At 58.5% G+C, this 25119-nt stretch carries 18 protein-coding genes and 1 tRNA gene; 10 read left to right on the top strand and 9 right to left on the bottom strand.

What is annotated here, in order from left to right:
- Nucleotides 1-2 precede the first annotated feature (2 nt).
- Nucleotides 3-1463, bottom strand: coding sequence for a ShlB/FhaC/HecB family hemolysin secretion/activation protein (locus HNQ50_RS01435; RefSeq protein WP_184096808.1), 1461 nt, complete (start codon nt 1461-1463; stop codon nt 3-5).
- Between the two features lie 1652 nt (nt 1464-3115).
- Here HNQ50_RS01435 and HNQ50_RS01430 point away from each other — a divergent pair.
- From HNQ50_RS01430 to HNQ50_RS21850, 3 genes are all read left to right on the top strand, one after another.
- Nucleotides 3116-3676, top strand: coding sequence for an SEL1-like repeat protein (locus HNQ50_RS01430; protein ID WP_184096806.1), 561 nt, complete (start codon nt 3116-3118; stop codon nt 3674-3676).
- 1051 nt (nt 3677-4727) lie between these two features.
- Nucleotides 4728-5252 (top strand): autotransporter outer membrane beta-barrel domain-containing protein, encoded by a 525-nt coding sequence (locus HNQ50_RS21855; RefSeq protein WP_221302942.1) that lies wholly within the window; start codon nt 4728-4730, stop codon nt 5250-5252.
- 297 nt (nt 5253-5549) lie between these two features.
- On the top strand, nt 5550-6386 hold the full coding sequence (locus HNQ50_RS21850) for an autotransporter domain-containing protein (RefSeq protein WP_221302941.1): 837 nt from the start codon (nt 5550-5552) through the stop codon (nt 6384-6386).
- A 345-nt stretch (nt 6387-6731) separates the two neighbouring features.
- Here the strand turns inward: HNQ50_RS21850 and HNQ50_RS01420 are convergent.
- Nucleotides 6732-6822: transfer RNA gene (locus tag HNQ50_RS01420), tRNA-Ser, on the bottom strand.
- 213 nt (nt 6823-7035) lie between these two features.
- Between HNQ50_RS01420 and HNQ50_RS01415 the strand changes: the two genes are divergently transcribed.
- From HNQ50_RS01415 to HNQ50_RS01405, 3 genes are all read left to right on the top strand, one after another.
- Entirely contained in the window at nt 7036-8052 is a 1017-nt protein-coding gene (locus HNQ50_RS01415) for a LacI family DNA-binding transcriptional regulator (protein ID WP_184096804.1), read from the top strand.
- Nucleotides 8053-8126: 74 nt separating this feature from the next.
- Complete coding sequence (locus HNQ50_RS01410; RefSeq protein ID WP_221302940.1) at nt 8127-9104, top strand: gluconeogenesis factor YvcK family protein; 978 nt, start codon at nt 8127-8129, stop codon at nt 9102-9104.
- A 189-nt stretch (nt 9105-9293) separates the two neighbouring features.
- A complete protein-coding gene (locus tag HNQ50_RS01405; RefSeq protein ID WP_184096802.1) occupies nt 9294-9677 on the top strand; it encodes a lysozyme inhibitor LprI family protein in 384 nt (127 codons plus the stop codon).
- A gap of 63 nt (nt 9678-9740) precedes the next feature.
- Here HNQ50_RS01405 and HNQ50_RS01400 read toward each other — a convergent pair whose 3' ends face one another.
- Nucleotides 9741-11261, bottom strand: a complete 1521-nt coding sequence (locus HNQ50_RS01400; protein ID WP_184096800.1) for a fumarate hydratase — start codon at nt 11259-11261, stop codon at nt 9741-9743.
- A 278-nt stretch (nt 11262-11539) separates the two neighbouring features.
- On the opposite strand from HNQ50_RS01400, the gene phnF reads away from it, so the two are divergent.
- On the top strand, nt 11540-12271 hold the full coding sequence (phnF, locus tag HNQ50_RS01395; protein ID WP_184096798.1) for a phosphonate metabolism transcriptional regulator PhnF: 732 nt from the start codon (nt 11540-11542) through the stop codon (nt 12269-12271).
- The gene (locus tag HNQ50_RS01390; RefSeq protein WP_184096796.1) at nt 12271-13074 is read left to right on the top strand and encodes an NUDIX hydrolase; all 804 of its coding nucleotides are present in this window, start codon (nt 12271-12273) and stop codon (nt 13072-13074) included. The genes phnF and HNQ50_RS01390 overlap by 1 nt, the downstream gene beginning before the upstream one ends.
- A 316-nt stretch (nt 13075-13390) precedes the next feature.
- Here HNQ50_RS01390 and HNQ50_RS01385 read toward each other — a convergent pair whose 3' ends face one another.
- Nucleotides 13391-13783: a hypothetical protein gene (locus tag HNQ50_RS01385; RefSeq protein WP_184096794.1), complete on the bottom strand. Its 393-nt coding sequence runs from the start codon at nt 13781-13783 to the stop codon at nt 13391-13393.
- 174 nt (nt 13784-13957) lie between these two features.
- Here HNQ50_RS01385 and putA point away from each other — a divergent pair, with 174 nt between their 5' ends.
- Nucleotides 13958-17914: a trifunctional transcriptional regulator/proline dehydrogenase/L-glutamate gamma-semialdehyde dehydrogenase gene (gene putA / locus HNQ50_RS01380; protein WP_184096792.1), complete on the top strand. Its 3957-nt coding sequence runs from the start codon at nt 13958-13960 to the stop codon at nt 17912-17914.
- Nucleotides 17915-18164: 250 nt separating this feature from the next.
- Nucleotides 18165-18749 carry an RNA 2',3'-cyclic phosphodiesterase gene (gene thpR, locus HNQ50_RS01375; RefSeq protein ID WP_184096790.1) on the top strand — a complete coding sequence of 195 codons (585 nt, stop codon included), beginning with the start codon at nt 18165-18167 and terminating at the stop codon, nt 18747-18749.
- Between the two features lie 20 nt (nt 18750-18769).
- Here thpR and HNQ50_RS01370 read toward each other — a convergent pair whose 3' ends face one another.
- The 5 genes from HNQ50_RS01370 to HNQ50_RS01350 all read right to left on the bottom strand — a co-directional run bounded on the left by HNQ50_RS01370 (nt 18770) and on the right by HNQ50_RS01350 (nt 25085).
- Complete coding sequence (locus tag HNQ50_RS01370) at nt 18770-19678, bottom strand: polysaccharide deacetylase family protein (RefSeq protein WP_184096788.1); 909 nt, start codon at nt 19676-19678, stop codon at nt 18770-18772.
- Between the two features lie 81 nt (nt 19679-19759).
- Nucleotides 19760-20359: an SRPBCC family protein gene (locus HNQ50_RS01365; RefSeq protein ID WP_184096786.1), complete on the bottom strand. Its 600-nt coding sequence runs from the start codon at nt 20357-20359 to the stop codon at nt 19760-19762.
- Between the two features lie 218 nt (nt 20360-20577).
- Nucleotides 20578-22047: a type II secretion system ATPase GspE gene (gene gspE, locus HNQ50_RS01360; RefSeq protein WP_184096785.1), complete on the bottom strand. Its 1470-nt coding sequence runs from the start codon at nt 22045-22047 to the stop codon at nt 20578-20580.
- Nucleotides 22044-24266 carry a type II secretion system secretin GspD gene (gene gspD / locus HNQ50_RS01355; protein ID WP_184096783.1) on the bottom strand — a complete coding sequence of 741 codons (2223 nt, stop codon included), beginning with the start codon at nt 24264-24266 and terminating at the stop codon, nt 22044-22046. The genes gspE and gspD overlap by 4 nt, the downstream gene beginning before the upstream one ends.
- Nucleotides 24267-24275: 9 nt before the next feature.
- Nucleotides 24276-25085: a type II secretion system protein N gene (locus tag HNQ50_RS01350; protein WP_184096781.1), complete on the bottom strand. Its 810-nt coding sequence runs from the start codon at nt 25083-25085 to the stop codon at nt 24276-24278.
- Between the last annotated feature and the right edge of the window lie 34 nt (nt 25086-25119).

The raw sequence follows: 25119 nt of genomic DNA, 5'->3' as shown, positions 1-25119 counted from the left end.
GGTCAGAACTTCATGCTGACCGAACCCAGGAAGCGGTTCTGCGCGCTACCGGGGTGATTGACGGAATCCGGGCTGTCGCCAAAACGGCGGGACCATGCGACGTTGGCCGAGTAGCCATGTGGCGATACGTAATCAGCGGCGATACCCCAACCGGCAATTTTGCGGTGATTCCCCAAGGTCGGATCGCTGTAGCCATCCATGGTCTGCCAATTGGAATACTCCCTCTTGTTGACCACGCCGCTCGCGTAATCCACCAAAGGTCCGACAGATAATTGGTCGCCATTGGGCATGGGAATGCTGCGACGCAAATCAAAGCTCACCACCGCACCGCTATCGAACGACCCTTCATCTGGCCGGTATGCACGCACGCCGTTCTGGCCGCCAATTGCCAGTTTTTGCGAAGAGTCCAGGTTGCTGGTGGCGTACTGCAGTTGCAGATTTGCAAGCAGGTACCAGTCGCTGCTGTTCAGCTTGAGCTTACCCAGCCCGTTCAGATTGAACTTGTTGAAGCCGCCAAGTTGTCCAGTGACGTCCTGGGCCCCCTGAAGGTCCTGAGCGACAGCACCAGCCATCCAGGCGAGCGAACCACTCCAATAGCTTTGATCCAGATAAATCGGGCGATCGCCTGCGTTTCCGGCAATGGTCACCCGCCCTGCACCGATTTCACGGGTTGCGAATGCCTGCATGCCATTGACTTCCTGTCGGGAGCGGGTGTCCAGGCCATCGCCGGACAAAGTCCAGTTGCGATCCAGTTCACGAACCAGCGGATAGCTGAGCCCCACATTCACGGTATCGGCATTGCCGCTGGAGTTCACTTCGGGCACCGAATACATCGTGTGGCTGTAGCCCGCTTGGGCACGCAAACCCTGGTGATTCACGGGTACAGAAACTGCCAGCGAACCCGCTCGCTCACGACGATTGGTCACCAGCCCTGCGGCCTGGATAACGTCACCTTCATGAAACAGGTTGGTGAGCGTGACACCCGCGTTGAACTCGCCCACGCCGGTTGCCGGGTTACCGTAACTATCCAGGCCGACATACCCGCCTACCAGTGGACGATTGCTCTCTACGTTGATGCCTACCGAAGTCTGACCCACCCCGACGCCCTGGGGGCTCAAGGTGGTCTGATTCAGGTGCACCCCAGGCAGATCCTGCAGCAGCAGTTGTGCACGCTCCAGCCGCGCAGAGGTCAGCGTGCATTGGTCGCCCACCCCATTTGGGCATAGAGCCCCGGTGGCGATCTTTCTGAGTTCGTCATCCGCCACGCGCGAAGTGTTACTGAGCGAGATGGCCCCTACTTTGCCCTCGAATACCGTGAAGTGCAGTTGGCCAGTCTGCAAAAAGGTCTGACGATCCCGGGGCGCAACCACAACCTGGCCAACGACATAACCCGCAGCACGCAAGGCCTGGGTCAATTCGTCACACAGGGCATCGATTGCGGCGGCATCAATGGAGCTGCGCATACGGGGCTCAATATGAGTGTTGAGCAAACGCTGTGTGGTTTGGTATGAAACGCCCTCCCAACTGACACCGGCCAACTGGCTGGACGGTTCGCCCTTTGCGTAGGTTAGAGGCGCCATGGCGAGGAACGCGCAAAAAGATACCCCCCACATTGAGCGCTTCACCGCAAATCTGGAGGGTGAACGCTTCGTAGCGCGTTTATTCAACTGCAACATTTTTGATAATTCCACAAATTTAGAAATGGGGGGTGCGGCGCTTTGACCACAATCGGGGGCGGCACACTTGATGCACAACCCAAGAACCCTGAAATGTCGATTGCCAAGTATTTGTCTAAAGCAACCAATAACTTACGCAATCATTCCCCACCACTACCGCCCCCTCCCCGCCCCCAAGGAGGGGGTGGCATAGGTAATTTTTCACAAATTTGTGGCAAAGCATGGCTCTACTATCGCCCGCTGGCTGCCAAGCCAGAGGGATGCCGGAAACTCGAAAGGCGTAAAATTCAAGGATCGTTGAGGAAAAATTTCTGGTCGGGAAATGAGGTAAATCGCGCGCGGAAAGCTGGGCAAAGGGCAAGCGGAACCGGCAATGAGAGCTTGGGCTAGCTCCAGGAAATAATGCAAAAATCGTCCAGACACACTCAATGAGTACGGAGCGACCCTACCCCGCCCCGACCCGGTCACCCCAACCAACGCAGTTGGCGTGGGTGTGCCTGAGGGCCTTACCCGCTCACCGGTCAGATGTGGTTAGCGCAGGTGTCGGGGAGACAAAGGCCGCCGGAGGATACCCATGCCGCCAGCGTGGCACCGGATCAACACCCTGCCAAAGAGCAATAAATTCGACTCACTGAAAGACCGATATAAGCGGCAGCGAACAGGCCTATGACGACCATGAACGCCCAAAACAATACTTTACTCATTTAAAGAAACTCCAATTCTCTGATGACTCCAGCAGATTCTTCAAATTGCGCGCGGAGTCCATCATGACACCTTTAGGAATATTTGTTTTATTGAGTTTTTGAATTAACCCAGAAAAAACAATATCTCCTATTGGAAAATAAAAATTAATTACAGATTAATATCGGGAAAAAGCCCATTATTGCTTTCTCATGAACCCCATTACTTATTGGGTGCGCCCCAATCGTCTGGACTAACATCCACCATGCAGCAAGCCATATATGGACAGGCTGAATGAGGTTCAAATGGGGCGCTCATATTCAATGAAAAGCATGTGCATGCATTCCCGATTACCCCCTCTTGAAGCAGGGTTAGAATCAGCGGGTTTAGCAAAGCGATTTAAAGATCAACCCCTTGAGGCCGGGCGCCCTCGTGAAAAGCTCATGCGTTAGATGTGAGAAATCACACGAGTGTTAATGTTACAACCTTCAAGAGGATGCCCACACTAACACCCCAAATCCGTTGAGTGCCCCCTCTTCTGGAGCGGGCCCCCTTCATCAAGATCAAGGCATGATGAGCAAACCAATGCACCGACTTTCAAGAGCGCTGACTATAACGGCCAGTTTGACCCACCTTGGCCGATGGCGAGCCCTATTCAGGAACCAGACCAAGCTCGATGGTTTTTCAGAATGAATGTACGTGTGGTTCGCAAATAACTAAACATTCATACAGTCACGCCAAAAATATGATCGAGTAAGATGGAAATGACCAAAAACGGAACACGCTGGTTCAACAGCATTAGTAACTTCACCCAAAAAGGCAAAGAATTTCCAGTGCCGGCGAACTCACTGACAACAAAAGCATATTTCCAAAACTTCATTCAAGACGAAGATAAACGGACTTTCAATAAAGCTGGCCAGTTGCTTCAAAAAACGGAATCTTCTTTGGAAGGGCTTGCGTTAATGGAAGGCCTTGCCCAGAAAGGTATCGGCAAAGCCGCATACAACACTGCGGTAGCTTATCTACGCGGCATCGGCCATGATGAGGAAGGCACAAAAAGCGTGCATTTCATGTTGATGGCAGCTGAAGCCGGAGTTGCGCGCGCATTTTATCCCGCAGGCGTAATGCTTTATCATGCCACGGATGCAAATACACAAGGTGTTGACGGGCTCCTCCCACAACATATGCGCAGATATCTAGCGGCAGCGTGGCACTGGCGGGCGGGTCTGGTGGATGACAAGCGTGTCTTTAAAGCCAACAGCCAGATTCTTTTCGGCTCTATCCTGTTCAAATGCATTGGTTGCGTTCGGTGGCATTGAATAAAAAATACTTTCAGCATAAGACGAGTGGGTCTTCTTAGCTTCTTCCAGCACAACCCCCTGTTCGCCACCTCCTCACGAGTCTCCCGGAAAAGCCCGGCCAGATACCGCCCTCCCCGAGCCCCTTGAGTTTTGCCCATGCTTTTTCGGGGTATTCGGGGCATTGGCAAAAGAGATGTATGCGATGCCCAGCAAGTGAAAGGCCGGTGTTGCAGTGGTGGTTCCAGATGGGATGCGGGCCAAGGGTACGTCACCATGCCCGCCCCGCAGGAGGGGGACTGAGATTGCTGGCCCGTGGGATGCTTCGTTTGGCTGGTGGCCTCCACCAGCTGGCAACAACTTGACTGCCCGTGGGTTTCATCTTCAACACCAGACCTGTATTCAGGCTGGTGTTTTTTTATATGTGCCTCAAATAACGGCCCAGACGACCGCGCCACGGTTTAGTAGCACATCGCTTCAGAGGCCGGGATTGGCCGAATTGAACTTGAGCCCACAATAAGCGAAATCATGGCAAACATGGTTGAGATGTCCGTCCTGTTAACTGAGCTTGAAAAGTTGGTGCGGGAGGCTATCAACGCAACCATTCACGAAATCGGCAGATCTGTAGGCGCCAGGTACAAGACCACCGCTTCAGGGTGAGTCCAGATGGGATGCGGGTCTAAGGCAAGTCATCATCACACCTACCCCCCAAGAGGGGCACATAGCCTGCCGGTTTGTAGGATGCTTCGTATAACTGGCGACCGACGCCAGTTGCAATCTCTGACCGTGCGTTTCATTTTGAACACCAGACCTGTATTCAGGCTGGTGTTTTTTTATATCTGCCTCACGGCATTGCCCCCAGTCAAACCCTGAAACCACGGCCGAGCACCCAAAAATCTTGTGTATCCAAAAAACGGCTGTAGGTTACATAGGTGTTTTTTTCCCTGCCTCGTACATTCGCAGCCAATCGTACTGGCAAGACCGCTGGATCACCTGCCTGCGCGAATCGTCCTTGGGGCACATCAATGCAAACAGCTGATTTCAGTCGGTCAGATTCGGTGCAAAACGACCCATGAGCTCGCCGCGTACCGTCATCAGGTCGATCTGGTCGTTCGGGCTGCTGAACGCCGCCACGACCTACACCGGTAGCACGACCCTTGCGGCTGGCACCTTCGCCACAGGAGCTGCTGGCATTTTCAGCCGGGATTTCGCCTTCACGGTGCAGCCCGCCGTCATCTTGGATCGTCAGGGTTTTGATCAGACGCTCACCAGTCTTACAAATTCGGGCCTGGTGCGCACCGGCGGCTCAGCGGAGGCCCTGTTGACAACGACGAACTATATTGGCCGGGGTGGCACACTCGCCATCGACACCTATCTTGCAGCCGACAATTCGCCGTCGGACAAGGTGGTGATCAACGGGGGCATCGCGACCGGTACCACCACGCTGACCGTGCGCAATGCCGGCGGCTCGGGCATTCTGACGACGGCGGATGGTATCTGGGTCATTCAAACGAAGAATGGTGGCACGACGGCGACGGAAGCTTTTATGCTTGGCGGAGAGGCACGCGGGGGAGCCCTGGATTATCGCCTGTTCTGAGGTGGTGTTTCCGGCAACTCGCCCGAAGACTAGTTTCTGCGCTCCGATTTCGTTGTTGGACCTCAGCCACGGACCAAGGCACCCCACCAGACGAAATCCTGCCGCCCGAACCGTCGTCCGGCCAGCTTCTACCTGGCCTGTATCCGATCATCGGTGCGGGAATTGCCACCTACAGTGTACTGCAACCGATCGCTCGGCAGATGGGAACGACCATGCTGGGGACAATGCACGAACGCATAGGTGACGCGCTGATGGAGGCGGATGGAGGCGTCGGCACTCCTGGCTGGCTGGGCACGCATGTTCGGCCAGCAGATCGACAACCGTGACGAGACCTTCGCTGACGCACGTGTCGAAGGCACGATGCTCGGTTTCCAGGCTGGCGTCGATCTGTGGCGCGGCAGCTTCCTGCCCGGCCATCACGACGCCGCGGGTGTCTATTTTGCCTATGGCAACAGTCATGCCGATGTGGACGGACTGGTCACCAACGCGGCGGCCACTGGCTATGTACTCGGCCAGACCGGCTCACTGAATCTCACCGGGTATTCCGGCGGCGCCTATTGGACCCACTATGGTCCCGCCGGATGTTATGTCGATGCCGTGCCGCGGGGTACTTACTACGATGGCTCCGCTGCTACGCAGTTCGCCCGGCTGCCAGTCTCTGGCACAGGGATTGTGACTTCCCTGGAAGTGGGCTATCCGGTGCCGTTGCCTCTCGGCGCTGCCTTCGTGCTGGAGCCGCAGGCTCCGTTGATCTGGCAGCATGTCGGACTGAACGAAGCCAATGACGGGCTGGGACCGGTCGACCCGGGCTCGACCTCCGGCGTAAGCGGCCGGTTGGGAGGACGCGGTCAGTGGACGATCGAGCGCGCCAACGGACAGGTATGGCAGCCGTACGTACGCGCAAACGTGTGGCGGGACTTGGGGGCCCAGGCGTCTACTGCGCATTCCGCATTCGACCAAGTGCCGCTGATCGAACGGACAACGCGTATGGACGTCGCCGCCGGAGTCAGGGCACAGCTCAATACCCGAATGACGCTTTACGATCAGTTCGGCTACCAGTTCGCGGTCAGTTCGTCTGAGGGTGGTAGCCGTAAAGGGGTTTGGGGAAACATCGGACTAAGATATTCCTGGTGAAACCAGCTGCATATCCGGCACAAAACCAATTCAAGCTGCCCCGGGAAGTGCCGGATCACCCGTAGCTGCCATCTTGTGGTTCTCGCTGTATGTGGTCCGTGGCTGCATTGATACAGAGCTTGGGAAAGACACATCTGATCAAAGTCACCTCACTGTTCTGAATTGGACTGAGCAAGTCCGGGCCAGCAATCCATAGCCAATGCCTGCGCCCGTAATCCAGTCAGTATTCGCCGATTTGCCATGCTCTGAAACGCGGCCACCAAAATAAAACGTGGGTAGATACGTGGGTAGAGCAAGCGTTAAAAGAAAAAAGCCCTGAATAATCAGGGCTTTTTTCGATAATGCTGGCGGAGAGAGGGGGATTCGAACCCCCGATAGGCTATTAACCTATACACGCTTTCCAGGCGTGCGACTTAAACCACTCATCCATCTCTCCGCAGAGGAGGCCGAACTATACTTTATCCCGCCAAAATTGCCAAGCCTGATTGCCAACAAAACGCATAAACCTTTATTTGCATGTGATTTGTGCTTGTTGTCAAAGCCGGTTTTTGCAGGTCGCACGCAAGCAGAGAGGCCGATACAATGGGCCTCTTTGTGTCCTGCGTCAGCGCGGGGCCGTTGATGATCTGCCAAGCAGGGAAGCCAGAGCGTGAGCCAGTTCGAGCGTCTGACCATTGATGACATTGCCCGTCTTGCCAAAGTATCCCGCACCACGGCCAGCATGGTGCTCAATGGTTATGCGGAGCGTTACCGGATATCCAAAGCGACGGTGGAGCGCGTATTGCAGGTGGCGGCAGAGCATCATTTCAGCCCGTCCCAATCGGCCCGGGCCTTGCGCTCGCGGCGTAGCCACACTATTGGATTGGTGATTCCGGACCTGACCAACTCGGCGCATTCCGCGCTGGCGCAAGCGGTGGAGACGCAGTGTCGTGAACGCGGTTATCAGATGATGATGGTGACCAGCGATGAAGACCCGACGCTGGAAACCGAGTGTATTGCGCATCTGGTGGCGCGCCAGGTGGATGGCGTGATTGTGGTGCCCTGCGCAACTGATCCGCAGCATTATCAAAAATGGCTTAAACGGCTGCCACTGGTGTTTGTGGATCGCACGGTAGAAGGCCTGGCGGTGCCGTCCGTGATTACCGATGCCACGGGCATTGTGGCGGACCTGATTGGCGAGGCGCTGGCCGCAGGCGCGCGGGAGGTGGTGTACTTTGGTGGTCAGCCAGATGTATCGGCCAGCAGGGATCGGCTGGCGGGTTATGCGCAGGCGCTGGCAGCGCATGATCTGCCCCTGCGCAACGAGCTGGTTTTCCAGCGCGACTATCAGCGTGATTCCGGCTATCTCATGATGCAACAATGGTTTGCCGCACATGGCCGTTATCCGGAGGTGCTGTTTGTCGGGGCCATTACCTTGCTGGAAGGCGTTCTGGCGTTTTTGAACCAGCAGCATCAACTGACCCAGGCACCAGCGCGCTTGCTGACGTTTGATGATCATCAACTACTCGATTGTTTGCCTTTGTCGATTGATGCCATCGTGCAGGACAGCACGGCGCTCGCGCGCGAGAGCCTTAGCCGTGTGCTGGGCTTGCTGGAAGGCGTGTCGGATGCCGGCAGCACCCGTGTGGCGGCGCGTATCCACTACCGTAGCCCGCGCACCGTGTAACGGCGCCGACAGACCCCTGATGCCAGGCAGCGCTACACTGCCATATCAATCGAAGTAGACGTGGACAAGACAGCATGCCTTTTCATCTGACCTACCCGAAGGTTGTCGCACTGGGTGGCGGCACCGGCCTTTCTTCCTTGTTGCGTGGCTTAAAACATTTTCCGGTCGATATCTCTGCCATCGTGACTGTGGCGGATGACGGCGGCTCTTCCGGTATTTTGAACCGCGAACTCAAAGTGCCGCCGCCCGGCGACATCCGCAACGTGCTGGTGGCACTGAGCGAGGCAGAAGGCATTTTCCGGGACCTGCTGCAGTACCGTTTCCAAAGTGATGAAGGGGGTCATTATCTGGATGGCCACTCCTTGGGCAATTTGCTGATCGTGGCCATGTTCAGCCTGACCCACGGCAACTTTGTCGAGGCGGTAGAGAACATTGGCAAGGTGCTCAATATCAAGGGCCGGGTTTTTCCGGCCTGCCCGCACGCCACGGTGCTGCACGCCCAATTGCAGGATGGCCGCGTGGTCAAGGGTGAGTCACAACTGGCGTTTCAGGGTTCGCGCATCCAGCGTGTGTTTTTCGATCAGGACGTCCATGCCGAACCACAGGCCGTCAAAGCCATCGAGAACGCCGATGTGATCGTACTTGGGCCAGGCAGCGTGTTTACCAGCGTCTTGCCCAATCTGTTGTTGCCGGAAATTGCCGCCGCCATTAACGCCAACACCCGCGCCGAGAAGGTCTACATCTGCAATTTGATGACGGAACATGGCGAGACGGATGGCATGACGGCAGCGCAGCACGTGCAGGCGATTCTGGATCATGGCATTGACCGGATCAGCAAGGTCATTCTGAACGAAGACAACCTGCCCTCAGACGTACTCGGGCGTTACGCCGCAGAAGACGCACAGCCGGTGATCAATGATTTTGACGTGCTACAACGCATGGGGGTGGAGGCGATTTCTGCGCACATTGCCAACCTGAGCGATGGTACTGCGCGGCATGATCCGATCAAGCTGGCCGCCGCCCTGTACGGCATTGCCTTGGGTAGCGTGTAAAGTCGTTGTTCTTATCCCGCCTGGCGGCAAAACCAACAGATGTGTCAGGTTTAATCAAGCCTGAATCGATTTTTGCCATGACCACAGCATATAATCGCCGCGATGAAGCCAAGCCTTGATGGGCGCCCTGCCCGGCTTGCACTTCAGATTCCACCCTCGCCCTCGCGGCGTTTTGCCTTCAGGATCAATATGATGAATAAATCCCTGGTCTGTGGTGCGCTGCTCGCCACTTTTGCCGCTGGCGCGCAAGCCGCCGGTTGCGGCAAGCCGCGCAACGCGTTTGATACTGTTTACTGTGCCGGCAATCTGTTCTCGCAAACCGACAAATCGCTGAATCAGACCTACTCTGAACTGCGCAAGCAACTGACGCCGGATCAGCAGAATACGCTCAAGCAAGGCCAACTGGCCTGGATCAAGAATCGGGACGCCAAGTGCAGCCGCGAAGAAGGCGAGATGTACTTTGTAAACCTGGATTGCGCCATCAGCATGTCGCAAGAACGTGTGGATTTCCTGAAAGAACGTCAGCGCGAGTGCAGCAGCACCGGCTGCGAGGCCAGCAAGCTGGGCCAGTAATCAACCAGCTTGCGGTGGCAACAAAAAAGGCAGCTTGCGCTGCCTTTTTTGTTGCGGGGCCAATCAACCCACAGAGACCGGAATCTTGCCGATCTTTGCCTGCCATTCTTTCGGGGCCACGGCGTGGACTGAGGTCCCGTTACTGTCTACCGCCACCGTGACCGGCATATCCACCACGTCAAACTCATAGATGGCTTCCATCCCCAGGTCTGCAAACGCTACCACGCGGCTGTGCTTGATGGCTTTGGAGACCAGATATGCCGCACCACCCACCGCCATCAGATAAACTGCCTTGTTGTCCTTGATGGCTTCTACCGCTGTCGGGCCGCGCTCGGCCTTGCCGACCATACCCAGCAGACCGGTGGTTTCCAGCATCTGGCGGGTGAACTTGTCCATGCGGGTAGCGGTGGTCGGGCCCGCCGGGCCAACGACTTCATCGCGGACCGGATCAACCGGGCCAACGTAATAAATGAAGCGGTTGGTGAAGTCGACCGGCAACTGCTCGCCCTTGTTCAGCATGTCGATCATGCGTTTGTGTGCGGCATCGCGGCCGGTCAGGAGCTTACCGTTCAGCAACAAGGTCTGGCCTGGCTGCCAGGTAGCGACTTCGGCCGGCGTGACGTTGTTCAGATCCACGCGCACAGCGGCTGCGGACGGGGTCCAGGTCACATCTGGCCAGTCTTCCAGCTTGGGCGCTTCCAGTTGCGCGGCGCCGGAGCCATCCAGCACAAAATGCACGTGCCGGGTCGCTGCGCAGTTGGGGATCATGGCCACGGGCAGGCTGGCGGCGTGGGTTGGGTAATCCTTGATCTTGACGTCCAGCACGGTCGCCAGGCCGCCCAGGCCCTGCGCACCAATACCCAGCGCGTTGACCTTTTCGTACAGTTCCAGGCGCAGTTCTTCCACGCGGTTTTGCGGGCCACGGGCAATCAGTTCATGGATATCGATTTCTTCCATGAGCGATTCCTTGGCCATCAGCATGGCTTTTTCCGCAGTACCACCAATGCCGATCCCCAACATGCCCGGCGGACACCAGCCCGCGCCCATCAGCGGCACGGTCTTGATCACCCAGTCGACAATCGAATCGGAGGGGTTGAGCATGACAAATTTGGACTTGTTCTCGGAACCTCCGCCCTTCGCGGCAATGTCCACCTCAATGGTATCGCCGGGCACGATCTCGTAATGAATCACCGCCGGGGTATTGTCTTTGGTGTTCTTGCGAGCGCCTGCCGGGTCCATCAGGATGGAGGCGCGCAGTTTGTTATCCGGATGCAGATACGCGCGGCGCACGCCTTCATTGATCATGTCCGTGACACCCATCGTCGCGCCGGCCCACTGCACATTCATGCCGACGCGCACAAAACAGGTAACGATGCCGGTATCCTGGCAAATGGGGCGATGCCCTTCGGCGCACATGCGGCTATTGGTCAGAATCTGGGCAATGGCGTCTTTGGCCGCCGGGCTTTCTTCACGCTCATAAGCTTCACCGAGCGCCTTGATATAGTCGGCGGGATGGTAATAGCTGATGTACTGCAAAGCGTCCGCGACGCTTTCGATCAGGTCGTCCTGGCGGATGACGGTCATGACGTACTCCGTGATGCAGGCAAAAGTCAGAAAGGGCCGATTTTACCCTGGCGCGTGTAGTCATGCCCAAGCGGGTTACACGTATACCGCTGAACACACTATCCCATCAGCAAAACACCTGATGAGTCAGTCACTTGGGCTGTTGTGACACAAATACTTCATGTTGTACCGACAGAATGACCAAACGGTCGGTAGTGTAATCATCTAGACGAAATAATCGTGCGTTAAGATAGCGCATCGGGCGGCGGCGTGCCGCGCTCCACAAGTGGATAACAACAATGAATATCAACGTAGAACGTGGTTCGGGCATTGCGTTGTGGCGACAAATTGAAGAGACACTGGCGGCGGAGATCTCCCGCAAGGTACTGCGTGAACGCCTGCCCAATGAAACCGATCTGGCCAGCCGTTTTGGCGTCAATCGCCACACCGTGCGCCGCGCCGTACAAGCGCTGGAAGCGCGTGGTCTGGTGCGGATCGAGCAAGGTCGGGGTACGTTTGTCCAAGAAGAGTTCATCGACTACAAACTGGGCAAGCGCAGCCGGTTTTCGCACAGCCTGGAAAAACAGCAACTGGCTGGCACCAGCCAGGTACAGCGCTCCCGCGAGGTGGTGCCGCGGGATGAAGTCTGCGCCATGCTGGGCGTTGCCAACGGCACGCCCGCACTGCAAGTGGACGCACTGGATGTGGTGGATGGCCGGGTCATTGGCGTGTGTACCCAGTATTTTCCGCTGCCGCGTTTTCGCGGTTTTGACGCGACCTACAAGCACCATGGTTCGGTTGCAACCGCGCTGGGAGACATCGGCATCACGGAATACAGCCGCAAACTGAGCCGGGTCAGTACCCGCCTGCCTGAGGCCGAATGCGCCCAGCAACTGGGCCAGCCGAAAACCCAACCCATTCTGTTTGTGGAAAGCGTTTATATCGATGGTGCCGGCCTGCCCATTGAATACGGCATTACCCGCTTTGCCGGCGACGCCGTGCAACTCTTGTTCGAACCGGAAGCTGTTTGATGCCACTGCGTCGTGAAGTCGAGCAATACATTGCCACGCACCCCCGTTTTGCCCCTGCCGGGCTGACACGCTTGACCATCCTGGGTTTTGATCTGGGCTGGCTGGAGCCCGCAACCGTGGCTTTTCTGACCGCGCACAGCCCGCTGTTCGTGCGGCAAGGCGAACGGGTGGTGTTGCAGGCACAAACAGGTGCAGCGGCAGAGCAAGCCCTGACCGGGGCCGCCATCGCCATGCGAGCGGCAGGCCTGATCAAGGGCTGGCGGAATGAGCTTTACACCGTACTCACCCCACGCAGCGACGGCACGCCGGATTTCTCCCGCCCCCTGTTCCAGCTTGAGCGCGGCGCCTTCCGCCGGTTTGGGCTGTTGAGCCTGGCGGTACATATCAACGGCTGGCGTGACGACCAGCAGCTATGGATCGGGCAACGTGCCGCCAGCAAGGCGGTTGATCCGGGCCGGCTGGATAACCTGGCTGCCGGCGGCATGTCAGCAGGCGAGGACGCCCGCGCCTGCGCGATCCGCGAGTTGTGGGAAGAAGCTGGCCTCCCGGCCATCCTTGCGGAACAGGCCGTCGCCGCCGGGGAAATCCGCACCACCCGCAACGAGGTGGATGGCACCCACGATGAAATCCTCTACTGCTACGACCTGGCAGTGCCTGCTGACTTTACGCCGCGCAATACCGATGGTGAAGTCGCCGGGTTTATTGCACTGGGTGTGGATGAACTGGTTGCCCGCCTGCCACAACTAACCTGGGATGCCGGCCTGGTGACCGGGGATTTTTTACTGCGCAAGGGATGGGTTTAGGGCATCTGGCAGAGTGAGTGGCACCGGCCATGCACGCGCCGCCTTCCCACGACTTCATCGTTCCCGCAGAAACGGAAAATTTGCCTCGGAGCCTCGTAGCCCGGATGGAGCGCTAGCGGGAATCCGGGGTGGCAATACCGGCAAGCATGGCCCGTTACGCGTCCCGCCAACTCGTCATTCCCGCGCAGGCGGGAATCCAGCTGCAATGCTTGCCTGGACCATAGACATCTCTCTTTCTACTGACTCATCATTCCGGCGAACGCCGGAATCCAGTGGGGGCCGCGACGGCCCCGTTCTCTGGCGAGAACCACTTCTGTTAGCGCCTTTCGGCGCAGGTGTGAAAAACAATTGATACCGGCGGTGGCCGGAGCACGTCACTTTCTTTGGGGCCACCTCGGCGACCCCAAAGAAAGTCCCCTTCGAGGATAAATAAGCAAAGAAAGGCGACCCCAGCCTGCCCCTTGGTGGGTGCCAACACAAAGACGTTGGTGTACCAGATGACAGTAACAGCGGGGTGGCGGCCCTCCGGGCTTCCCTCAGTCAGGCCGGAGCCTAAGGTCTCCAGCCCTCCTTTGGCGCCTGGCTTTGATGGGGAAGGAACGTCAAAAACAACGACAACCCCAAAACCCAACTGCAACTGCAACTGCAACTGCAACTGCAACTGCAACTGCAACTGCAACTGCAACTGCAACTGCAACTGCAACTGCAAAAACCATCGTGTGCGCAGTTCCTTCTATCATTCCAACTTCTCAATTTCCTTCCACCCGCACCCCAAGGTTGCACCATAAGGTGCAACCGCAATTGTCCATTGGTTGCACCCATCTTATGCTGCGCGCAAAATCCTTTGGTATTTTTGCCAAACCGCCCTTTCAGGAAGCGCAGCATGAGCACCACAACCCTTGGCGTCAAACTTGATGAAACCACGCGTGAACGGCTGAAACAGGCTGCGCTCAAGCTGGAGCGTACGCCCCACTGGCTGATCAAACAGGCCATTTTCAATACGCTGGAACAGATCGAGCGCGGTCAACCTTTGGTCACCAGCCAGGTTACCGATGAAACTACATCTGCCGCTGCCGAGGTTGCACCAGAGCAACACCTGCCGGTGCAACCGTTTCTTGAGTTCGCCCAGAGTGTACAACCGCAGTCGGTGTTACGTGCGGCGATCACGGCGGCGTATCGCCGGCCGGAACCGGAATGTCTGCCCGCCTTGCTGGAACAAGCCCGTTTGCCACAAGCAACGGCAGAGTACGCCCAGCAACTGGCACGCAAGCTGGCGGCGACACTGCGGGAGCAGCAAGTAGGCACCGGGCGGGACGGGTTGGTACAAGGGTTGATCCAGGAGTTCAGCCTGAACTCGCAGGAAGGCGTGGCATTGATGTGTCTGGCCGAGGCGTTGTTACGCATTCCGGACAAGGCCACGCGTGACGCGCTGATTCGCGACAAGATTGCGCGCGGCAACTGGTATTCCCACGTCGGCCAGAGCCCGTCTTTGTTTGTGAATGCCGCTACCTGGGGCTTGTTGCTGACCGGCAAGCTGGTCACCACCCATACCGAATCGGGTTTATCCAGCGCGCTGACCCGCATTATTGGCAAGGGCGGCGAGCCGCTGGTGCGCAAGGGCGTGGACATGGCCATGCGCCTGATGGGCGAGCAGTTTGTGACCGGCGAGACGATCTCCGAAGCCCTCGCCAACGCCCGCAAGTTTGAAGCCGAGGGGTTTCGCTACTCCTACGACATGCTTGGCGAAGCCGCCATGACCGAGGCCGATGCCCAGCGCTATCTGGCCTCTTACGAGCAAGCCATCCGCGCCATTGGCCGCGCCGCCCAGGGGCGTGGCATTTACGAAGGCCCCGGCATCTCGATCAAGCTTTCTGCCTTGCACCCGCGTTACAGCCGTGCGCAGTACGAGCGCGTGCACAGTGAGCTTTATCCGCGCCTGAAATCTTTGGCGGTGCTGGCACGCCAGTTTGATATCGGCATTAACATCGATGCAGAAGAAGCCGACCGCCTGGAAATCTCGCTCGACCTGCTCGAAAGACTGTGTTTCGAGCCAGATCTGGCCGGCTGGAACGGCATTGGCTTTGTGGTGCAGGCGTATCAAAAGCGCTGCCCGTATGTGCTGGATTATCTGATTGATCTGGCCCGCCGCAGCCGCCACCGCCTGATGATCCGGCTGGTGAAAGGCGCGTATTGGGATAGCGAAATCAAACGCGCCCAGGTCGATGGGCTGGAGGGTTATCCGGTCTACACCCGCAAGGTGTATACGGATGTGTCTTACCTGGCGTGCGCACGCAAATTGCTGGCCGTGCCGGAGGCCGTTTACCCGCAGTTTGCCACCCACAACGCACACACACTGGCGACGATTTATCACCTTGCCGGTCAGAATTATTACCCCGGCCAGTATGAATTCCAGTGCCTGCATGGCATGGGCGAGCCGTTATACGAACAGGTCGTGGGCAAACTGGCGGACGGCAAGCTCAATCGCCCTTGCCGCATCTATGCGCCGGTGGGCACGCACGAAACACTGTTGGCCTACCTGGTACGCCGCCTGCTGGAAAACGGCGCCAATACCTCGTTTGTGAACCGCATTGGCGATGAGACGATCTCGCTGGACGAATTGATTGCCGATCCGGTCAGCGTGGTCGAAGAGATGCATCTCAATGAAGGCGCGCTGGGCCTGCCGCATCCGCGCATTGCCTTGCCGGCACAGTTGTATGGCGCAACGCGCACCAATTCGGCCGGGCTGGACTTGTCCAACGAGCAGCGTCTGGCATCGCTCTCTGCCGCGCTCTTGCACGGTGCGGATGAACCCTGGCGCGCCACACCGCTGATTGAAGGTGTAACGCCGGCCAGCACTGGAGGTGCCGCGCTACTGAACCCGGCCGAGCATCATGACGTGGTTGGCCACGTCATCGAAGCCACGCTGGCCGATGTGGATGCCGCCATGCAAGCTGCCGTGCATGAAGCGCCGGTCTGGCAAGCCACCCCACCAGACCAGCGCGCCATCTTGCTCGAACGCGCCGCCGACTTGATGGAAGGCCGCATGCAGCAATTGATGGGACTGATTGTGCGTGAAGCCGGCAAATCTTTGCCCAATGCGATTGCAGAAGTTCGCGAAGCCGTGGACTTCTTGCGCTATTACGCCGCCCAGGTCCGCACTCATTTCAGCAACGACACGCACCGCCCACTGGGCCCGGTGGTATGTATCAGCCCGTGGAATTTCCCGTTAGCCATTTTCACCGGGCAGGTCAGTGCTGCCCTGGCGGCAGGCAACACGGTGCTGGCCAAACCCGCCGAGCAAACGCCGCTGATTGCCGCACAAGCGGTGGCTATTTTGCATGAGGCAGGCATCCCGGCCGGGGCCGTACAGTTGCTGCCCGGCCAGGGCGAAACCGTGGGCGCAGCGCTGGTGAACGACGCCCGCACCCGCGGCGTGATGTTTACCGGATCGACCCAGGTAGCGCGCATTTTGCAGCGCAGCCTCTCCGGCCGGCTGAGCGCCAGTGGTGCGCCGATTCCGCTGATTGCGGAAACCGGCGGCCAGAACGCCATGATTGTTGATTCCTCCGCCCTCACCGAACAAGTGGTAGCCGATGTGCTGGCCTCCGCTTTTGACAGCGCCGGCCAGCGCTGCTCTGCCCTGCGGGTGTTGTGCTTGCAGGAAGACATTGCCGACCGGGTGCTGAACATGCTCAAAGGTGGCATGCAGGAACTGGTGGTCGGCAATCCAGACCGGCTGGCGACCGACGTAGGCCCGGTGATTGATGCCGAAGCCCAGGCCAGCATTCAGAATCATATCGACACACTCTACGGCAAGGGCCGCAAGGTTTATCAGGCCGGCGAACCAGAAGCAGGCCGTTACGGCACGTTTATTGCGCCCACATTGATTGAACTGGACAGCATTGCCGAACTGGAACGCGAGGTCTTCGGCCCGGTATTGCACGTGGTGCGCTGGCAACGCACCGCAGACAACGCCGGGCTGGATCAGCTACTGGAGCAGATCAACGCCACCGGTTACGGCCTGACGATGGGTGTACACACCCGCATCGACGAAACCATTGCCCACATCGTGGCCCGTGCCCAGGTGGGCAACTTGTACGTTAACCGCAACGTAGTTGGCGCAGTGGTTGGTGTGCAACCCTTTGGGGGAGAGGGCCTGTCTGGCACCGGCCCCAAAGCGGGTGGCCCGCTGTATCTGCACCGTTTGCTGGCGGTTTGCCCGCAAGATGCCCTGCAAAAAACCATTACCCACCAAGCCGACCAAAGCGCGGCCACGCAACGCACCGCACTGCTACAGCCCTTTGAAAGTCTGTGGCAATGGGCACGCGAACATCAACCGGCGCTGGCCGCACTGTGCGAGAAACTGGCCGTCGCGACCGTCACCGGTAGCACGCTGACACTGGCGGGCCCCACGGGTGAGCGCAACACCTATGCGCTGCTGCCGCGTGAGACCGTGTTGTGCGTGGCTGGTGCCGAAGATGTACTGCGGCAACTGGCCACCGTCCTTGCCGTCGGTGCGCGGGCCGTGATCGTGCAGCGCGCCGGCATCAAAGAACTGGTCAGCCGTCTGCCCAAAACAGTGAACGAGCGCATTACCCTGGTGGAGGCGACGGCAGATCTGAAAACCCTGGCGTTTGACGCGGTACTGCAGCACGGCGATTCGGACGAATTGCGCGCGCTCAGCCAGGCGCTGGCCGAACGCGACGGCCCGATTGTGGGCGTGCAGGGTTTGCCTGCAGGCGGTGAGGAGTTTGCGCTGGAGCGCCTGTTGATTGAACGGGCGTTGTCGGTGAACACCGCCGCAGCGGGCGGCAATGCCAGTTTGATGACTATTGGGTGATCGAGGTGTGAGGTGTGAGGTGTGAGGTGTGAGGTGTGAGGTGTGAGGTGTGAGGTGTGAGGTGTCCAGATTGTGCGGTCATATCCTCCACCCTGCACACCACCACTTCGTCATTCCGGCGAACGCCGGAATCCAGGTGTAAACCTCCGTGCCGAAGGCACTCAAAATGGTTTATCCGTAGTTTGCCCGGGGCAGCCCACCGACAGTGGGCGCTCTAGATTCCGGGTTTCGCCGGAATGACACTCCAGAGATGAGCGCACCTTTTCAATTTGCTGTACACCGCACACTCTACAATACGCCCATGACCGCCTCCGCCCGCCTCTTCATTGGTCTGACACCCCCACCCGCTGTCCGCCAGCAACTGGCGATGGCGCGTGACCAGGCGCACGTGCAATTCGGTGGCAAACCTGTTCCCGCAGACAATCTGCATCTGACGCTGGCCTTCCTGGGCCAGACGTCGTTGTCTCGTCTGGATGAACTGACCAGGCTGATTGATCAATGCGGTTTTATGGCGATGACGCTGCAACTGGCTGCTATCGGCAGTTTTAGCAGCGCCAAAGTGGTGTGGGCCGGGCTGGCTGAGCGGCATATCGCACTGGATGCGCTGGCAGGAAGGCTGCGACGCGTTTTGCAGCAGCAGGATTTCAGTGTGGACGCGCAAGGCTTCAATGCCCACGTTACGCTGCTGCGCAAGGCGGTGTGCCCGGCACATACGATAACGCCCACCATTATCTGGCGGGCGTCACAGTTGAGTCTGTATGAGTCGCGCTCAACGCCGGCTGGCGTGGAATATCACATTCTGCATCGTCTGCTCAGCCATCAAATGGCGGACTGACCAGAGCCAGCAGGAAAAAATCACGGAAACACAGCGCCCTGCATCGCCAGCACACCGCTCCGGCCGGGGATTTCTGTCATTTCAACGTGATGGTAGGGCAATTTGGTCGGGTCCAGCGTGCCGTACAGATCGCCGCAAGACACCAGTTGATAACCTTGTTCGATCCAGCCCGCCAGCAAGCGCTCAAAGGTGGGCAACAGCTTCATGCCTTCCAGTTCAGCATGCAGGGTAAACACGTGGCCGTAGGGCTGGGTGTCTTCTGTCATGCGCAAGATGTGCTCGTGGACGTTGTCGGCATTCAGGCCATCTACACCCAGGAGTTCATCCAGCGTCGGCAGCGTGCCGGGCAGTTGTACGCAACGCACCAGTTCGCCCTTCACCACCGGCCAGAATGGATGCGTACCGCGCGTATCCGCAGCGTAACGCAGGCCCATGTGTTGCTCGTACCGGTAGGCGTGCTCGTTCATTTGCCAGCCAGCGGCACCGTGCGTGGTGGCGGGCTCGCCAAAAATACTGTTGAAACGCTCTGCCGCCTTGTTCAGTTCCGCGCGGGTCCAGGCTTCATCGGCACCGGCAACGCCATCCTGCCAGCGGATATGGTCCCAGGTATGGATGCCATTTTCAAAACCGGCGGCGGCCACGCTGCGCATCAGTTCTGCACAGCGCTTGCCGATATCCGGCCCTGGCAACAGCGTGCCGTACATCAGGGTTTTGATGCCGTAGTGTTCCACCACCGAGGTGCGGGACACTTTTTTCATGAAACCAGGGCGGAATACGCGCTTGATGGCGCGGCCGGTATGGTCAGGGCCAAGACTCCACAGGAAAGTGGCATTGGCCTTGTGCCGTTGCAGGGCCTCGACAAGGCGCGGTACACCCACGCGCGTGCCCCGGAAGGTATCGACATCAATTTTGAGCGCTAGCAATCGCATAAATCTGGAACGGCTTCGGTAACAAAACGGGTTGAATCAGAATGATCAGAATGATGCGAATGGACTAAGCAAAAAAAACCATCAATGCGTGGCTGCGGCATCCGATGCGGCATCTGCTTTGGCCTTGTGCGCCCGGCGCAGCATTTCCTGCTCCATGGCGGTGAACTGGTGCAGCAACTGGTCACGCGCAGTACCGGTTCCCAGGCTGCCGACCAGTTTAGAGGTCGGCGTCCATTCGGCGTGGTAGCTTACCACGGTCTGGCCGTTCTTTTCGGACAAGGTACTGACACTGGAGAGCGGGCCGGAATCTCCCCCAACGGAATGAGCGCGGATTTCCGTCATGGGCTTGAGTTCCATCTGCCGGATCGAATCGTAAGAGGTGTGGAAGATCCCCAGCGGCACCACGCCCTTTTGCTCCACCTTCATGGTGGTCTCCGTGCGCTCCAGAATCTTGCTACTGCTGAGGTTGGGTATATAGCTGGTCATGTGGTCAAAGTCAGTCAGCACCTGCCAGGCCACCTCCCGCGATACCGCCACGGTAAATTCGCTCTCCAGCGTCACCGTTTCGCCGTTCTTTTCGACATGCGCGGCCACCGGGCTGGCGGCGGTTGTGTCTTGCGCACAGGCTGGCATGCCGGCCAGCAAGGCCAGTACGCCTGAGAGGGAAATCAGAAATCGCATAGTGCTCTCCAGATGCGGTGGGCGCATGGTGCCAGCAAACTCGTGACACCAGCATGACCCGGTTCACGACTTATGGTAGACGGCCAACCTGCGCTTTGCCGCTGTTCCCTGCCACAAGGCGCAGACCTGGGCACGCCGCAAGACATGCCCCGCCCCACCCACAAAGAACAGGAATAAAAAAAGGCCCAAATGGGCCTTTTTCTCAACAACGATGGGGATCAGCTCTCACGCGTGACGCGCCAGACTTCTTCCAGCGCCGTTTCACCACGCTGCACACGGCGCACGCCGTCTTGACGCAGTGTGGACATACCGTGCGCCAACGCATATTCCTTGAGTTGTTGTTCTGGCACCCGCGCGTGGATCATGCCGCGCAGGGTTTCATCGACCTTGAGCAGCTCATAAAGGCCGGTACGGCCCCGATAGCCGGACTCACCACATTCCGGACATCCCACCGGGCGATACAGCACCGGCTTGCCAAGACCTCCAAACGCAGCCAGCTCGTCCGGTTGTGGCTCATCCAGGCGGCGGCAGGCCGGGCACAGTTTGCGCGCCAGCCGCTGCGCCAGAACACCCAGCAAGGAGGACGCCAGCAAGAAGGGCTCAATGCCCATGTCGGTCAAACGGGTGACCGCACTAATGGCATCGTTGGTGTGCAGTGTAGCCAGCACCAGGTGACCGGTGAGCGAGGCCTGCACCGCAATCTGCGCGGTTTCCAGGTCACGGATTTCGCCGATCATGATCACGTCCGGGTCTTGCCGCAAAATGGCGCGCAGGGCGCGGGCAAAACTCATATCGATACGCGGGTTGATTTGGGTCTGACCCACGCCATCCAGATCGTATTCGATCGGGTCTTCAACCGTCATGATGTTGGCGGTTTTGGAATCCATGCGCGAGAGCGCGGCGTAGAGCGTGGTGGTCTTGCCCGAACCGGTCGGCCCCGTAACCAGCACAATGCCGTGCGGTTCGTTCAGCATGGCTTGCAATTGCACCAGCACTTCGCCACCCATACCCAGTTTTTCCAGGTTCAGGCGGCCGGCTGATTTATCCAGCAAACGCAGCACGGCGCGCTCGCCGTGGCCGGTCGGCAAGGTGGAAACCCGGACGTCCACCGGGCGGCCCGCCACCCGCAAGGTGATGCGGCCATCTTGCGGCAGGCGTTTTTCTGCAATATCCAGCCCGGCCATCACCTTGATCCGCGACACCAGCGCAGAGTGCAGCGCGCGCTTGGGCTCCAGAATGTCCCGCAACTGGCCATCGACCCGGAAACGCACCACAGAACGCGTCTCAAACGGCTCCAGATGCAAGTCAGAGGCGTTTTCCCGCAGCGCTTCGGTCAACAAGGCGTTGATCAGGCGAATGATCGGCGCATCGTCTTCGGTTTCCAGCAGGTCTTCGATTTCCGGCAATTCTTGCGCCAGGCGCGACAGATCCAGACTGCCTTCCAGGTCATCGGCCACACTGGACGAGGCACTGCCAGCGTTGCTGAACAGTTCGGACAGGCGCGCTTCATAGGCTTCCTGATCCAGCAGTTCAACATCCAGCGGGCGCCCAGCCACGCGACGCAACTCGTTCAGCGCAGCAAGGTCTGCCCCTTTGCGCATCAACACATGCACCGAGTCTTCATACTGTACGGTGTCGACCACGCCAAAATCGCGGGCGTAGTGATAAGGAACCAGCCGTGCGCTCACTTGGTTTGACCTTGCGTATCAGCGGCCGGGGTACTGGCTGCCGGGGCCACCGGTTGCGTAACTTCCGGCGTCTTGTTGCCGGCACCGCGCAAGTCCTGCACGCCATAACGCGAGGTGGACGGCGTGGTTGGCGTGGTCTTCAGCTCAGGCAGCACGGCCTTGGGCACCGCCGGCAAAGCCGGACCATCAGACATATTGAATTCTTGCTGCACACGGCGCAGGTACTGATAGCGATCAACCGAAAGCGTGTCGGTATCTTTACTGTCGTACAGGATCACCGGGCGCAGGAACACCATCAGATCCGTCTTGGCCCAGTTGCGGCTTTGATAACGGAACAGGCCGCCAATCAGCGGGATATCACCCAGAATCGGCACCTTGTTCATATCGTTGGACGATGAATCCTGCAGCAGGCCACCCAGCACAATGGTCTGGCCGTTATCGACCAGCACCTTGGAATCAATGGTGCGTTTCTTGGTGGCAATACCACCACCGTTGGTGTTCACGGTGGTATCAATGCTGGAGACTTCCTGGTACACCTGCATGGTGATCGAACCGCCTTCCGACACCTGCGGCCGGACCGCCAGGGTGATACCGATATCCTGGCGCGTATAGGTATTGAACGGATTGGTATTGGAACCCGTCGAGGCGGTTTGCCCGGTCAGGATCGGGATGTTCTGGCCGACCAGAATGCGGGCTTCTTCGTTATCCAGCGTCACCAGGTTTGGTGTAGACAACACGTTGGCATCGCCCGTGTTTTCCAGCGCCGACAAAATGACACCAGCCGTGGCAGAGCTATTGACCACGCCCAGGTTAAAACCGGTGGGCGCGCCATTGGTAAACGTGCCGGTGGAAATCCCCGACAAGATACTGGAGATGGGGTTGTTGAGCGTGGCAATACTACCCGCCAGGCCAGACAGCCCCACCACCGATGTGCCCGAACCAGTCAGACCCAACTGCCACTGCACGCCCAACTCATTGAGCTTGGAGGCGTTGACTTCCGCAATGATGGCTTCGACATACACCTGCGCCCGGCGGGCATCGAGTTTGTCGATGACGTCGCGCAGATTGTTATAAATGTTGTCCGGCGCGGTGATGACCATTGCATTGGTCATCGGATCGGCCGTAATCAGCACATTGGCCCCACCCACTTGCACGCTGGTTGAGGTGGGCTGGCTGCTGGTATTGCTGTTGCTGGAAGAAGACGGCGAGGTGGCGCTCATGCCGGACAAGCCGGTACTGCTGGTCGCACTGCTGCTGGTAGAACTGCTGTTACTGCTCAGGCTGGCCGATGAGGCCAGACTGGTGGACTGGTTGCTGCTGTTGCCGGAATCCTGCCCGGTCAAAATGCCCTTGAGCGTGCCTGCCAGCTTGGTGGCCTCTGCGTTGCGCAGATAGACCACATGGATATTGCCGCCCGCAGCGCCCGGCTGGTCCAGCGTATCCACAATGCGTTTGATCTGCTGCGCGGTGGCCTGATTTTCAGAGCGCACCAGCAAAGCATTGCTGCGCACATCCGGCACGACGGTACTGCGGTGAATCCCCTCACCCGGGTTATTAGTGGGTGTCACGCCCTGCATGGAGATTTCCGGCATCAGACGTGCCAGCGTCTGCGCGACATCCAGCGCGGACGCATATTTAAGCTGGATCGGGAAAATATCCGATTGGGCCGGCTGATCAATACTTTCAATAATGCGGTTCAGGCGTCGCACGTTGTCGGCGTAATCGGTAATCACCAGCGTATTACCGGCCGGATAGGCTGCGACCGTATTGTTGGGCGATACCAGTGGCCGCAAGATCGGCACCAGTTGTGTGGCCGACTCATACCGCAGCGGGTACACCTGCGTGACGATCTTGTCGCCAGACAGTTTCATGCCGCGCTGGCCGGTGGTGCTGTAGTTCTGTTTGGCATCGGCCTCAGGCATGACCTTGACCACGCCATTGCTCTCCAGCGCGGTAAAGCCTTGCTGGCGCAAAGCGGACAAGAGAATGGGATAAACCGCATCTTTTGCTACCGGCTCGGACGAGACGATATTGACCGTACCCTTGACGCGCGGGTCGATCACAAAGTTCTTGCCAGTGATCAGGCCGACAGCCTTGATGGTGGATTCAATATCGGCGTTGACGAAATTAAGCGTCACCGAATTGGTGTTATCAGCGGCCTGCAACAACTGGCTAGCAAGCAAACAGGCAATCAGTAGGGGGCGGAAACGAGGTTTCATTGCAATCCGTCAAGGCTGAATCTGGTAATGCATTCGCAGCAGGCTGCCGTGCCGGAGCAGCACAAGCTGAACCTGGGACTGCTGGCTAAATGCGGTATATACGGAGGAAATATCGGTGTTTTGCGTCAGGTTGGCGCCATTGATACTCTTGAGTACGTCCCCGCTTTGCAAGCCCAGCGGGCCGGCAAAAGGTTGCTGGGACGGGTTATCGATCTGGATGCCACCACCCGCTGCGCTGGTGATGCCTTTGGCCCAGTCTGAAATATTGGCACTTTGCATGGCTGCCGCGAGCTGACCACGGGTAAGCGTGCTGGACGGCCCTTCACTGATCGCACCACCAATCGCACCGGCCTGCCCGGCCGGCGGCGGCGGTGGCGCAGCGCCGACTGCCGGCCCGCCAGCAGGTGGCGTTGCCGCAGCGGGGGCACTGGCCCCTTGCAACATCAGTTTTGAAGTCTGGCCATGTTCGTCTAGCTCGACATGATCCCGCTCCACCCGCGCCAGCCTCACACCGGGCCGCAGGTCCTGCCCTACCCGCACAGCGGTCGGGCTGGAGGCATCCAGGCCGGTAAAAATCGCGGCGCTATAACTATCACCGCCTGCAATCACGGCAATCAGCTGTGCCGACAGGGCGCTCTCGCCTGCATCTTGCGTGCCGGAGCCAAACCATGTACGCGCACCCGCCCACTGCATCTGCGCGCTGCGCGGTGCTTCTACGGCAGGCATCAACCGGACTTGCGGTGAATGCGGCGCGAACAACTGCCAGAACAATCCGGCACAAGCCCAGGCCAGCGCGACCACCAATACGATGTCCAGCACACCCACCCAGCGAGACTTGTCTGTTACAGATAAT

The organism is Silvimonas terrae (assembly GCF_014202765.1).
In the GTDB taxonomy this organism is placed as follows: Bacteria; Pseudomonadota; Gammaproteobacteria; order Burkholderiales; family Chitinibacteraceae; genus Silvimonas; species Silvimonas terrae.
The sequence above is the reverse complement of the archived record's forward strand: the minus strand, read 5'-3'. Positions and strand labels throughout refer to the sequence as shown.

Coding starts and splice junctions, on each gene's coding strand:
- HNQ50_RS01435 (WP_184096808.1), bottom strand. CDS start 1,463: ATGCGCAGCTCCATTGATGCCGCCGCAATCGATGCCCTGTGTGACGAA.
- HNQ50_RS01430 (WP_184096806.1), top strand. CDS start 3,116: ATGGAAATGACCAAAAACGGAACACGCTGGTTCAACAGCATTAGTAAC.
- HNQ50_RS21855 (WP_221302942.1), top strand. CDS start 4,728: ATGAGCTCGCCGCGTACCGTCATCAGGTCGATCTGGTCGTTCGGGCTG.
- HNQ50_RS21850 (WP_221302941.1), top strand. CDS start 5,550: ATGTTCGGCCAGCAGATCGACAACCGTGACGAGACCTTCGCTGACGCA.
- HNQ50_RS01410 (WP_221302940.1), top strand. CDS start 8,127: ATGCCTTTTCATCTGACCTACCCGAAGGTTGTCGCACTGGGTGGCGGC.
- HNQ50_RS01405 (WP_184096802.1), top strand. CDS start 9,294: ATGATGAATAAATCCCTGGTCTGTGGTGCGCTGCTCGCCACTTTTGCC.
- HNQ50_RS01400 (WP_184096800.1), bottom strand. CDS start 11,261: ATGACCGTCATCCGCCAGGACGACCTGATCGAAAGCGTCGCGGACGCT.
- phnF (WP_184096798.1), top strand. CDS start 11,540: ATGAATATCAACGTAGAACGTGGTTCGGGCATTGCGTTGTGGCGACAA.
- HNQ50_RS01390 (WP_184096796.1), top strand. CDS start 12,271: ATGCCACTGCGTCGTGAAGTCGAGCAATACATTGCCACGCACCCCCGT.
- putA (WP_184096792.1), top strand. CDS start 13,958: ATGAGCACCACAACCCTTGGCGTCAAACTTGATGAAACCACGCGTGAA.
- thpR (WP_184096790.1), top strand. CDS start 18,165: ATGAGCGCACCTTTTCAATTTGCTGTACACCGCACACTCTACAATACG.
- HNQ50_RS01370 (WP_184096788.1), bottom strand. CDS start 19,678: ATGCGATTGCTAGCGCTCAAAATTGATGTCGATACCTTCCGGGGCACG.
- HNQ50_RS01365 (WP_184096786.1), bottom strand. CDS start 20,359: ATGCGATTTCTGATTTCCCTCTCAGGCGTACTGGCCTTGCTGGCCGGC.
- gspD (WP_184096783.1), bottom strand. CDS start 24,266: ATGAAACCTCGTTTCCGCCCCCTACTGATTGCCTGTTTGCTTGCTAGC.